9 protein-coding genes and 1 tRNA gene are annotated in these 13,517 nt (G+C 31.5%); 7 read left to right on the top strand and 3 right to left on the bottom strand.

The annotated features are described in order from the left end of the window. Positions 1 to 480 precede the first annotated feature (480 nt). Positions 481 to 1,089: a superoxide dismutase gene (locus tag ACJJVO_RS11790; RefSeq protein WP_405574338.1), complete on the bottom strand. Its 609-nt coding sequence runs from the start codon at positions 1,087 to 1,089 to the stop codon at positions 481 to 483. 115 nt (positions 1,090 to 1,204) lie between these two features. On the opposite strand from ACJJVO_RS11790, the gene ACJJVO_RS11795 reads away from it, so the two are divergent. The 5 genes from ACJJVO_RS11795 (at position 1,205) to ACJJVO_RS11815 (ending at position 10,721) form a co-directional block, all read left to right on the top strand. After that, positions 1,205 to 4,336: a UvrD-helicase domain-containing protein gene (locus ACJJVO_RS11795; protein ID WP_405574340.1), complete on the top strand. Its 3,132-nt coding sequence runs from the start codon at positions 1,205 to 1,207 to the stop codon at positions 4,334 to 4,336. Positions 4,337 to 4,376: 40 nt separating this feature from the next. Continuing rightward, the gene (kbl, locus tag ACJJVO_RS11800; protein WP_405574343.1) at positions 4,377 to 5,570 is read left to right on the top strand and encodes a glycine C-acetyltransferase; all 1,194 of its coding nucleotides are present in this window, start codon (positions 4,377 to 4,379) and stop codon (positions 5,568 to 5,570) included. A 126-nt stretch (positions 5,571 to 5,696) separates the two neighbouring features. Then, positions 5,697 to 7,061, top strand: coding sequence for an OmpA family protein (locus tag ACJJVO_RS11805; RefSeq protein WP_405574346.1), 1,365 nt, complete (start codon positions 5,697 to 5,699; stop codon positions 7,059 to 7,061). Between the two features lie 61 nt (positions 7,062 to 7,122). Beyond that, complete coding sequence (locus ACJJVO_RS11810) at positions 7,123 to 9,882, top strand: PD-(D/E)XK nuclease family protein (protein ID WP_405574348.1); 2,760 nt, start codon at positions 7,123 to 7,125, stop codon at positions 9,880 to 9,882. Next, positions 9,882 to 10,721: an alpha/beta hydrolase family protein gene (locus tag ACJJVO_RS11815; RefSeq protein WP_405574351.1), complete on the top strand. Its 840-nt coding sequence runs from the start codon at positions 9,882 to 9,884 to the stop codon at positions 10,719 to 10,721. The genes ACJJVO_RS11810 and ACJJVO_RS11815 overlap by 1 nt, the downstream gene beginning before the upstream one ends. 30 nt (positions 10,722 to 10,751) lie before the next feature. Here the strand turns inward: ACJJVO_RS11815 and ACJJVO_RS11820 are convergent. Together ACJJVO_RS11820 and ACJJVO_RS11825 are read right to left on the bottom strand one after the other, a co-directional pair. After that, a tRNA-Ala gene (locus tag ACJJVO_RS11820) sits at positions 10,752 to 10,825 on the bottom strand. Between the two features lie 15 nt (positions 10,826 to 10,840). Continuing rightward, positions 10,841 to 11,638, bottom strand: a complete 798-nt coding sequence (locus ACJJVO_RS11825) for a universal stress protein (protein WP_405574353.1) — start codon at positions 11,636 to 11,638, stop codon at positions 10,841 to 10,843. A 46-nt stretch (positions 11,639 to 11,684) separates the two neighbouring features. Between ACJJVO_RS11825 and ACJJVO_RS11830 the strand changes: the two genes are divergently transcribed. Beyond that, a complete protein-coding gene (locus tag ACJJVO_RS11830) occupies positions 11,685 to 12,185 on the top strand; it encodes a GNAT family N-acetyltransferase (RefSeq protein WP_405574355.1) in 501 nt (166 codons plus the stop codon). Next, a complete protein-coding gene (locus ACJJVO_RS11835; protein ID WP_405574358.1) occupies positions 12,182 to 13,516 on the top strand; it encodes an MATE family efflux transporter in 1,335 nt (444 codons plus the stop codon). Before ACJJVO_RS11830 ends, ACJJVO_RS11835 begins: the two co-directional genes overlap by 4 nt. The last annotated feature ends 1 nt before the right edge of the window (position 13,517 follow it).

Consider the following 13,517-nt stretch of genomic DNA (forward strand, 5'->3'; position numbering starts at 1 on the left):
TAAAAACAGTATTATATCGAAATATAATGCATTTTATCCGATTATTGATTCATTTTAACAAATTAAATCTACATTGGTCTCACCATAACATAAGTAGGTTAAGTTCATGGTAGATTTGGGGCAAAAAAAGGTGAACTTCGTTCACCTTTTTTTATGCACTTTATTTAAAGTATTACTTTAAGTTATGCATTCAATAAAACCTAACTTTTACTCTTATTAGGTTAGAAACCTAGTACTTTCCACGCTTAGACTAATTTATAGGTCGTTTGTCCAAAAAATTGACTACTTAAAATAATGTCCACTTATATTTGAATCACCATAACATAAGTAGGTTAAGTTTATGGTAGATTTGGGGCAAAAAGGGTGAACATCTGTTCGCCCTTTTTCATGTCCAATTCTCAAATTATTATATTAAAAAAATCCGAGCCTTTTGTTAAAGACTCGGATTTTTCAATTTATTTAACTCTAATATCGCTTAGCTTACTTACCTTCTGCGTATCTTCTTTCAACCTCATTCCAATTAATAACATTAAAGAAAGCTTCAATATAATCTGGTCTTCTGTTTTGATAATTTAAATAATAAGCATGTTCCCAAACATCTATACCTAAAATTGGCGTTCCTTGGCAAGTTACACCAGGCATTAATGGATTATCTTGGTTTGGCGTAGAACAAACTTCAACTTTTCCTCCTTCATGTACACACAACCAAGCCCAACCAGAACCAAACTGTGTTGCAGCAGCGTTAGAAAACGCATCTTTAAAAGCATCAAAAGAACCAAATTCTGCTTCAATAGCATCTTTTAAAGCTCCAGACAAACGTCCTTTTCCTTCTGGGTTCATTACCTCCCAATATAATGAATGATTGTAAAAACCACCACCATTATTTCTAACAGCTTTGTTATCCATATCTAAATTAATAAGGATATTTTCAATTGTTTTACCTTCTAAATCTGTTCCTTTTATCGCAGCATTTAATTTATTTGTGTAGCCTTGGTGATGTTTAGTATAATGAATCTCCATAGTACGAGCATCAATATTAGGTTCTAAAGCATCGTAAGCATATTTTAATTTCGGTAATTCGAAAGCCATAATATTTTTGTTTTAAATTAGTTAATTATTTGTTTGAACTCAAATTTACAATAATGTCTGAGATTTTTTCTTAATAAACTATTAAGATTCCCTATTTTGGTATAAAAATTATCTCTTGCAAAATTCAGCCTTCAAAATATATAATGCTTCTGCTGGTAGTGGAAAAACTTTTACACTAGCAAAAGCTTATTTAAAAATTTTAATTCAATCTAATAGTTACGATCAATTCAAATCTATTTTAGCGATTACGTTTACCAACAAAGCGGTCGGTGAAATGAAAGAACGTATTATAACTATGCTAAAATCTTTTTCGTCTGAAGAGAGTTTAACAAACGCTCATCCAATGTTTGAGGCGATATGCGAAGAATTAAATATTAAACCAGAGGTTCTTCACCATAAATCAAAGCACATATTAAAACACATTATTCATAATTATGGTGCATTTGATATTTCTACCATAGATGGCTTTACACATAGGGTTATTAGAACTTTTGCGCACGACTTAAAATTACCTATAAATTTTGAAGTAGAGCTAGACCAAGAACGATTGTTAAATGAAGCTGTTGATAGTCTTATAGCTAAAGCCGGAAGTGATAAAGCCCTAACCAAAGTCTTAGTGGATTTTGCCATAGAAAAAGCAGACGACGACAAAAGCTGGGATATCAGTTACGATTTTAATAAGATTTCTAAATTGTTAGTCAATGAGAATGATTTATTTGCCATCAATACTTTAAAGGAGAAAACTCTTGAGGATTTTAAGGTTTTAAAACAGCAATTAGCCAATGAAATCACTCAGCTTGAAGAAAAAACTAAAAATATAGCTCTTACAGCTTTAACTCTAATTGAAGAATCAGGTTTACAATTTAATGATTTTAATAGAAGTTCACTCCCAAAACATTTTGAAAAATTAGCTTCAAACCAATTTTCTGTCGGCTTTGATTCAGCTTGGCAAATTGATTTAATAGAAGGCAATACATTATATCCAAAACGTGTTTCTGATGATGTTGCTTCAACTATAGAAAGTATTCAACCAAAATTATCGGAGTATTTTGTTGCTTCAAAAACTTCAACATTTAACATAAAACTAAAAAAAGGATTTTACAAAAACATTACACCTCTTTCGGTTTTAAACGCCATTAAAAATGAACTCGATCTTTTAAAAACTGACCAAAATAAAATGTTGATATCAGAATTCAACACTATTATTAGTAAAGAAATTAAAAATCAACCTACACCTTTTATATATGAACGTTTAGGAGAAAAATTTAAACATTATTTTATTGATGAGTTTCAAGACACCTCAAAAATGCAATGGGATAATTTAGTACCACTACTAGAAAATGCACTTTCAGCAGCCAATGGAGATGCCATGTTGGTTGGTGATGCCAAGCAAGCTATTTATAGATGGCGAGGAGGTGAGGCTGAACAATTTATAAAGCTCTATAATAAGATTGATAATCCTTTTCAGTTTGATGCTGAAGTGTTACCTCTAGACACCAATTACCGGAGTGCAAAGTCTGTTATAGAATTTAACAACTCATTTTTTGATTATTTAAGTGAAACCGCGTTTAGTGAAGATGCTTATGCCGAACTTTTTAAAAAAGCGAAACAACACGCTCATAATACTTCAGAAGGCTATGTAAATCTTAATTTTTTAGATGTACAGAAAGACGATGATATTCACGAAATGTATGCTATAGAAGTTTTAAAAACCATAAAACAATGCCAAGATGATGGATTTCCTTTAAATGATATTTGTGTACTAGTTAGAAAACGAAAAGAAGGAGTTGCCATTGCAAATTATCTTAATGAAAATGATATTAAAATTACATCTTCAGAAACCTTATTATTAAAAAATTCTGACAAAGTGAATTTCCTTAATTCATTTTTAAAATTGCTTGTTCAACCAAATAATGATAGCTTAAAAATTGAGGTGCTTTCCTATATCGCAGAACAACATGAAACCGAAGACAAACACTTATTTTATAAAACTTATCTCAAGCAAGATTTAGATGAGATGTTTTCAGGATTACATCAACTAAATATTTACATTGATAAAAGTCAATGCCTTCAATTGCCACTTTATGAATTGGTAGAACATGTGATTAGAGTGTTTAATTTAAACGAATTGTCAGATGCATATCTTCAATTTTACTTAGATGTTGTTTTAGAATTTACACAAAAACAAAATTCAGATTTAGCAGGTTTTATCAATTATTTTGAAAAGAAAGCAGATAAGTTAAGTGTCGTAACACCAGAAAACATGAATGCCGTTGAGATAATGACCATTCATAAATCTAAAGGGTTAGAATTTCCTGTAGTGATATTTCCCTATGCAGATCTTAATATTTATAGAGAATTAGAGCCAAAAGTTTGGTTTCCGGTAAACTCAACAGATTACAATGGTTTTAGCACCTTGTTACTAGATTACAAAAAAGATGTAGAGCATTTTGGAGATACAGGGAGATTAATTTACAATACACATCAAGCACAATTAGAATTAGATAACATTAACCTACTCTATGTTGTATTAACCAGAGCTGTTGAGCAATTGTACATTATTTCGAAAAAAGACATTAATTCAAAAGGGGAAGTGAATAATAACACCTATTCTGGTAAGTTTATTAACTTCTTAATTAAAGAAAACAAATGGAATGACAATGATCTAAGTTATAGTTATGGTACAAAAACACCAAATAAAAACTCGGAGGAACAAGAGACTACACCAAATGCTCTAAAACTAATATCAGTTCCTAAAGAAGACCATAATTTAAAAATTGTTACTAAATCTGGATTATTGTGGGATACACATCAAGAAGCCGCTATAGAACGTGGTAATCTGGTTCATTTAATATTATCTAAAATTAAGACCATTGAAGATTTAGATTTTGCTTTTAATGATTTGTTGATTTCTGGAGATCTCACAAAAGAACTATGTAAAACCTTAAAAAATTCGGTTTTAGAGGTTGTAAATCATCCCAAATTAAATATTTATTTTAAAGATGAATTTATAACTTATAATGAACGCGATATCATTACAAATTCTGGTCAACTTTTAAGACCAGATAGATTAAGTACTAATTCAAAAAATGAAGTCATAATTATAGATTACAAAACAGGTGATGCCAAAGAGTCTCACGCTAACCAGCTCAACGCGTATGAGTCCGTTTTAAATGGAATGAATTTAAAGGTAATACATAAATTGTTGGTTTACATAAATGAAACTATTGAAGTTCTTGAAGTCTGATTTTTCATAGTATCTTTGTTTAATTCTAAATTAAAAACTCATGTACGGAAATATAAAAAATCATTTACAACAAGAAATAGAATCTATAAAAGAAGCTGGTCTTTTTAAGGAGGAACGTATTATTACATCACCTCAAGGAGCAGAAATAACGTTAAATACAGGACAAAAAGTTTTAAACTTCTGCGCTAATAATTATTTAGGTTTATCATCGCATCCAGATGTTATACAAGCAGCCAAAGACACCATGGATACACATGGTTTTGGAATGTCTTCCGTGCGTTTTATTTGTGGCACTCAAGATATTCATAAAGAGCTAGAACAAAAAATTGCCGATTTCTATGGGACAGAGGATACCATTTTATATGCTGCAGCTTTTGACGCCAATGGAGGAGTTTTTGAACCTTTATTAACGGCTGAAGATGCTATTATTTCAGATTCATTAAATCATGCTTCTATAATTGATGGCGTACGATTATGTAAGGCAGCAAGATATCGTTACCAAAATAATGATATGGCGGATTTAGAAACACAGTTAATTGAAGCAAACGCTAACGGAGCACGTTTCAAAATCATTGTAACTGATGGTGTGTTTTCAATGGATGGTTTAGTTGCGCCATTAGACAAAATATGTGATTTAGCTGACAAATATGATGCTATGGTAATGATTGATGAGTGCCATGCTACTGGTTTTATAGGTGAAACAGGTATTGGTACACTTGAAGAAAAAGGAGTTCTTGGTAGAATAGACATTATTACAGGAACTTTAGGGAAAGCCATGGGAGGTGCTATGGGAGGTTATACAACAGCCAAAAAAGAAATTATTGAATTACTACGCCAACGTTCCAGACCTTATCTATTTTCAAATTCTTTAGCGCCAGCAATTGTCGGTGCTTCTATTAAAGTATTTGATATGCTTAAAAACGATACAACACTGAGAGATAAAGTAGAATGGAATACCAAGTATTTCAAAAAAGGGATGAAAGAAGCAGGTTTTGATATTGTAGATGGAGATTCTGCCATAGTTCCAGTAATGTTATACGATGCAAAATTGTCTCAAACTATGGCGAATATGTTATTAGAAGAGGGTATATATGTTATTGGTTTCTTTTATCCCGTAGTACCAAAAAATAAAGCAAGAATAAGAGTACAACTTTCTGCGGCACATGATAGAAACCAATTAGATAAGGCTATTTCAGCATTTATAAAAGTCGGAAAATTATTAGAAATTATTTAAAACAAATACAAACTCGCTGTTTTAGGGCTAAATCACAATATTTTTGTACATTTATCTTTGTTAATAAAATTTAACAACTTACTTTTGCCTACAATTAACACTTAAAAATTTAAAATTAACTAGAATATGAAAAATCTTAGCAGATTATTTATTGTTGCAGTGCTTATCGCAAGTTTTAGCACTTCTAATGCTCAAGACAAAAACAATCCATGGGCTATTACAATTGGCGCTAACGCTGTTGACTTTTATCCAGTAGGAGAAGATGCACCTCAAGGAGAATATTTTGACAAATACTTTGACACAAAAGATCATTGGAACATTCTTCCTTCGCTTTCTACAATCTCAGTTTCAAAATATTTAACTGATGGCTTTACTTTTACTGCTAAAGGTTCTATAAATAGAATTGATAAATTTGGAGACTCTTCAGTAGATGACTTAAACTATTATGGTTTAGACGGAAAGGTTTCTTACAGTCTAATGGAAGTTATCAAATCTAAAACTATCGAGCCTTATCTTGGTGTTGGTGGTGGTTACACTTGGGTTGATGATATCGGAGCTGGAACATTAAACGGATCTCTTGGGTTCAACATTTGGTTTACTGAAAACTTAGGTTTAAATCTTGAATCTACATACAAGCATGCTTTTGAAGATTATTTATCTAGTCATTTCCAACATTCAGTTGGTTTTACATTTAAATTTGGTGGTACTGATACTGATGGTGATGGTGTTTATGACAAAGATGATGCTTGTCCAGATGAAGCTGGTTTAGAGATCTTCAATGGTTGTCCTGATTCTGATAATGATGGTATCCAAGATTCTAAAGATGATTGTCCAAATACTGCTGGTTTAGCTGAATTTAACGGTTGTCCTGATTCTGATGGTGATGGTGTAATGGATAAAGATGATAACTGTCCAGAAGTTGCTGGATTAAAAACTTTAGCTGGTTGTCCTGATGCTGATGGTGACGGTGTTGCTGATGGTGTTGATAAATGTCCTAACGAAGCTGGTCCTATCGCAAACAATGGTTGTCCTTGGGCAGATACTGATGGTGACGGAATCTTAGATAAAGATGACAAATGTCCTAACGAAGTAGGTACAGCTGCAAATAATGGTTGTCCTGAAGTTAAGCCAACTGAAGAAGTAATGGCTACGTTGAATGAATATTCTAGATCTATCTTGTTTAATTCTGGTAAAGCTACTTTCCAAAAGCAAACTGATCAAGTTTTACAAGCAATGACTGCTATATTTAAAGAATACCCACAAGCTAACTTCTCAATAGAAGGTCATACTGATAGTGATGGTTCTAAATCAATGAATCAAGCATTATCTGAAAGACGTGCAAATGCAGTTAGAGATTATTTAATTGCTAACGGTATTCAATCAAATCGTTTAACTGCTTCTGGTTTTGGTGAAGATAACCCTATCGCTAACAACAAAACAAGAGCTGGTAAAAAAGAAAACAGACGTGTAGAGGTGAAGTTGAAAAACTAATCACATCTAAAATATATTAAAAAAACGCCTCGATATTCGGGGCGTTTTTTATTTTTATAGAATGATAAGTTTTATAAAATCAGTTCTCATTGATCTTCAAAGTAAACATTTAAAATTAGAGGATCTGTCATTCATTCTTCCTAGCAAACGTGCTGGTGTTTTTCTTAAGCACCATATTTCTACGTTAATAGACCAACCCATATTTTCCCCACAGATACTTAGCAGTGAAGAATTTGTTGAAGAACTTTCAGGCCTACAGAAGTTACCTAATACAGATTTATTATTCAAACTATACGAGACGTATAAGGAGCTTACTAATGACGCAGATCAAGAATCTTTTGATTCTTTTTCTAAATGGGCTCAAATCCTATTACAAGACTTTAATGAGATTGACCGCTATCTTATACCTCAAGCGCACATATTTGATTACTTAAATGCCATAAAGGAGCTTAATCATTGGTCTTTAGAAAGTGACCCTACCAATCTTATTAAAAACCACTTAAAATTCTGGAAACAGCTTAAAAATTACTATTCATCGTATTCAGAAAGTCTGTTAAATTCAAAACAAGGCTATCAAGGGTTAATCTATAGAGAAGCAGTAGACAATTTAGAGCATTATATAGAAAACGCTAAAGGGAAAAAACACATATTTTTAGGTTTTAATGCCTTAAATACCGCCGAGTCTAAGATTATTCAAGGTTTATTAAAAAATGATTTAGCTCATATTTATTGGGACATTGATGATGCATTTATTAATGATTCTATACATGATGCCGGTTGGTTTACAAGGCTACATAGAGCTCAATGGGATTACTTTAACACACATCCTTTTAACTGGATAACTAATTATTATAAAGAAGAGAAAAACATTAAAACCATTGGTATTCCAAAACTCGTTGGACAAGCAAAATATATTGGGCAAATATTAGAGGAACTCACTCAAAAAGAAACCAATCTATCAAAAATTGCAGTTGTGTTAGGGGAAGAACAACTATTACTCCCAGTCTTAAATTCAATTCCAAAATCAATAGATAAACTAAATGTTACAATGGGTTTACCATTGCAATATGTGCCTCTAGCCTCTTTCTTTGAGCAGCTTTTTAATATTCATAAAAATAATCCGAAACAATTCTATTACAAAGATGTAATTGGTTTGTTATCACACCCATCTATATATCCTTTATTTGGCACATCATCCACAAATGTATCAAGCGATATTGTAGCCACTATTCAAAAAAATAATATAGTATATATCTCTTTAACTGAACTAAAGGAAATTACTCAGTCACACAAAGAACTCATAGAATTGCTATTTAATACTTGGAATAACACATCGCAAATAGCATTGCAAAACTGTGCTGAACTCATTTTAAAAATGAAGGCCTATTTTGAGCCAAATAAGGAAAGTCATAGCTTAGAATTAGAATATTTATATCGTTTTAACACATTATTCAATCAATTATCTCAGCTAGATTCAACATATAAATATCTTAATTCAATTACAGCACTACAATCCATTTACCAAGAGTTACTCAGTACCGAAACATTAGATTTTAAAGGAGAACCTTTAGAGGGACTACAAATTATGGGTATGTTAGAATCTCGCGTATTAGATTTTGAAACTGTAATTATAAGCTCGGTAAATGAGGGTATTCTACCTTCAGGAAAAACAAATAATTCATTTATACCCTTCGATGTAAAAATCGAAAATAAACTACCAACCTTTAAAGAAAAAGATGCTGTTTATACCTATCATTTTTATAGACTTTTGCAGCGAGCTAAAAACGTCTATATTTTATACAATACCGAAATTGATGCCTTAAAAGGAGGAGAGAAAAGTAGGTTTATAACACAATTAGATATCGAAGGTATACATCAAATAACGCATCAAGTGATCACGCCAGACGTGCCTAATATTGAACAAAACATACAACAAATAATTAAAACACCAAAGGTAATTGAGCAGCTAAAAGTGCTCTCTAGCAAAGGCTACTCGCCTTCCTCCCTAACTAACTATATTCGAAATCCAATAGATTTTTACTACGAAAAAATATTAGGTATAAAAGAGTTTGAAGAGGTTGAAGAAAATATTGCGGCTAACACATTAGGTTCTGTAATTCATAATTCCTTAGAAGATTTTTACAAACCATTAGAGGGTTCTCTGTTAACCATTGAACATCTTAAAACTTTCAAGAGTGAGACCAAACAAATGGTAACTAAGCATTTTGAAGAACTGTACAATAAAGGTGGTTTTTCTAGTGGTAAAAATCTAATTATTTTTGAAATTGCACAACGCTATATTTCTAACTTTCTCAATCAAGAAATTGCAAGTCTCAAAAAAGGAAATGAGATAAAGATCCTTTCTATTGAGGCAGATGAAGCTATCTCTATTAAAATTGATGGTTTAGATTTCCCTATTAAATTAAAAGGAAAAGTAGATAGAATTGATAGCTTTAATGGTATTACTAGAGTAATAGACTATAAATCTGGAAAAGTAGAACAAAACAAAGTAGAAATTGTCGATTGGGAAGATTTAACTACAGATTACAACAAGTACAGCAAGTCTTTTCAAGTATTATGCTATGCATATATGATGAAACAACAAAATCGTATTGAACTTCCAATAGAAGCTGGTATTATTTCTTTTAAAAATCTTAACGAAGGTTTATTAAAATTCGGAAAAAAATCCTCTTCTCACTCTAGAACAAAAGATCAATTAATAACTCAAGAAACCTTAGATAGTTTTGAAGTTGAACTAAAAAAACTCATCACTGAAATCTGTAATCCAAAAGTGAATTTTACAGAAAAAGAAATTGACTAATGAAAATTAAAAAAAACATAATTATAGAAAGAGGACATCAAAAACCCATTTTAATAGATACATTTTATTCAGAAGAGAAAACAAATCAACCTATAGTTATCTTTTGTCATGGCTACAAAGGTTTTAAAGATTGGGGAGCATGGAATCAAATGGCTAAATGTTTTGCTGATTCTGGTTACTGTTTTGTGAAATTCAATTTTTCGCACAATGGAGGCACAATAAATGACCCTCTAGATTTTCGAGATTTAGAAGCATTTGGTAATAACAATTACAGCAAAGAACTCAACGACTTAAATGATGTTATTGATTGGGTTCAGTCTCATTTCAAAAATAATCCCAACATAAACACAAATAAAATAAATCTAATTGGTCATAGTCGAGGTGGTGGAATTGCTTTACTAAAGTCTTCTGAAGATAAAAGAATAACCAAACTCATTACTTTAGCGAGTGTGAGTGATTTTGGTAGTAGATTTGGCACGTTAGAAGAAATTACAACATGGAAAACTGATGGTGTAAAACATATCACAAATGGCAGAACTAAACAACAAATGCCACATTATTATCAATTTTTCGAAGATTTTAAAACCAATGAAGAAAGGCTACATATAGCAACAGCTACAAAAAAAATAAACATACCCATTCTAATTATCCATGGAGATAAAGACACTTCAGTAAATATAAATGAGGCTAAAAACATTCATCGTTGGAGCACAGACAGTAAATTAAAAGTTATTAAAGGAGCCGACCATGTATTTAATACAAGTCACCCTTGGGAAAAGGATGAACTTTCTAATGAACTAAAATCCGTGGTTTTAAATATTATTAATTTTATTTCATAAAAAAAGCATGCTTAATAGCATGCTTTTTTGTGGAGAAGATCGGGCTCGAACCGACGACCTCTTGACTGCCAGTCAAGCACTCTAGCCAACTGAGCTACATCCCCAAAATTTCTATATACTTATTTTAATCCACTCAAAACTAAAACAGGCAATTTAGTACTATGAAAATCCTTTTTTAAAATAGTGTTCTTTTCCCAAAGCTTCTTAAAGAATCCTCTTTTTCGTCTAACTACGCATAATAAATCTGGATCATTCTCTTTATGATGCTCTAAAAATGCCATAAATGTTGTTGGACTATCTACCTTTTTAGTATCGGTTACTAAGGACTGTAATTCTTCATTAACATCAAAATCGTGCTTTTTATGATGTGGTGTCTTCACCAAAAGCAAAGTTACCGCAGCATTAAATTGTGATTTTATAGAAGCTAAAGGATATAATACATTCTCTTTTTTAATTGTAGCTGATTTTAAAGCCAATAACAGCTTTTCAAATGGTTTAAAAGCAAACCCTTCAGGTACTATTAATGCTGGAATTTGTGTTTGTTTAATAATTTTTCCAGATGTTTTTCCTAAATATACCTCATCTTTAATTGAGTTGGTACGTGGTTCTAAAATTATTAAATCTACATCTAAGGCTTTACAAACCTTCTCTATTGTGTTTATTAATTTTCCTTTAAATGTTTTGGCAACAACATCAACACCTTTTTTGTCTATTGATGCGATGTGATTTTCTAAAAATGATTTAGACTCAGCTTCTAAAATATGATCAATTTTAATCATAGTGCCAGCTTTGGTATAAACATTATATATTTGAACCACGTAAACCTTAGCACCAAACTCTTTAGCAAAATCTACAGCATATTGCAAGTGTGATTGTGCATTTTTTGAGGAACCAACAGGAACTAATATTGTCTTCATAAGTAGAAAATTAAAATTTATTATATCGCAAAAGTAAACATTAAAAATGATTCGTAAAGCAGAAGAAAAAGATATTGAACCTATTTTAGACATTACCAAAGCTTGTGCTAAACACATGATTTCTAAAGGTATTTATCAATGGAACTCACATTACCCAAACAAATCTGCTTTTAAAAATGATATTACACGCAATGAACTTTATGTTATTGAATTAAAATCTAACATAATTGGCTGTGTTGTGATTACAACACTTATGGATTTTGAATATGAACCAATTACATGGTTAACTGATAATAAAAACAACCTCTATATTCATCGGTTGGCAGTGCACCCAAAATATGAAGGATTAGGTTACGCTCAACAACTCATGGCTTTTGCAGAACAATATGCCATAGAAAACAACTATAGCTCTATTAGATTAGATACCTTTTCGCAGAACAAAAGAAACCAAAAATTTTACGAACTTCGCGGCTATAAACGATTGGGTAATATTTACTTTCCAAAGCAAAGTAAATTTCCTTTTTTCTGTTACGAATTGGTATTGTGAGCACATCTATAACTTTAAAACAAATTAACAAACTAGCGATTCCTGCTTTAATTTCAGGTGTTTCTGAACCTATTTTATCTTTAACTGATGCAGCAATTATTGGCAATATGGAACATAATGCCACAACATCTTTAGCTGCAGTTGGTATAGTAACTACATTTTTATCCATGTTAATTTGGGTTTTGGGGCAAACCAGAAGTGCCATTTCTTCAATTATTTCGCAATACTTAGGTGCCGGAAATGTAAATGCTGTAAAGAATTTACCTGCGCAAGCTATTTTTGTAATTACTACACTCAGCCTTGTAATTATAGCGATTACATATCCATTGGCTTCACATATTTTTAGACTTTATAATGCTTCAGGTGACATTCTAAATTATAGTGTAGACTATTATCAAATACGAGTTTTAGGATTTCCCTTTACTTTATTCACAATAGCTGTATTTGGCACATTTAGAGGACTTCAAAACACCTATTTCCCAATGCTGATTGCTATTTCGGGTGCACTAGCAAATATTGTCTTAGACTTTATTTTTGTCTATGGCATTAAAGGTTTTATTCCTGCAATGCACATTGAAGGTGCTGCTTATGCAAGTGTCATTGCTCAATTAATTATGGCTTTACTTTCAGCGTATTATTTACTTAAAAAAACAGATATTCCATTAGTCGCAAAATTGCCTTTTAATCCTGAAATGAAGCGTTTCACTTTAATGATTCTTAATTTATTTATTAGAACCATTGCCTTGAATATTGCTTTATATTTTGGAACTAGTTTCGCTACAAAATATGGCGAGAGCTACATTGCTGCTTATACCATTGCGATTAATCTATGGTTTTTAGGAGCCTTTCTCATTGATGGATACGCGAGTGCTGGTAATATTTTATCAGGTAAATTATTTGGTGCAAAGGATTATAAAAACCTTTTAGAACTCAGTAACAAATTAATTAAATACGGCATTTTTGTTGGGCTTTTTATTGGCGTCATTGGCGCTATATTCTACTACCCTTTAGGAAACCTTTTTAGCAATGACCAAAAAGTATTAAAGGAATTCTATAAAGTATTTTGGATTGTTTTGGCCATGCAACCCTTATGTGCTTTAGCTTTTATTTTCGATGGTGTTTTTAAAGGACTTGGTAAAATGAAATATCTTAGAAACGTGTTGTTGTTTTCTACTCTTGTAATTTTTGTTCCAGTTATATTTTGGGTAGATAGCTTAGATTATAAGCTCTATGGTATTTTTATTACATTTACTCTTTGGATTATTGCACGTGGTTTACCATTAATTATAAAATTTAGAAAAACATTTATTCCTCTAGCTCAAAACACTTAAA

Source organism: Winogradskyella sp. Asnod2-B02-A, assembly GCF_045063645.1.
Taxonomy (GTDB): Bacteria; Bacteroidota; Bacteroidia; order Flavobacteriales; family Flavobacteriaceae; genus Winogradskyella.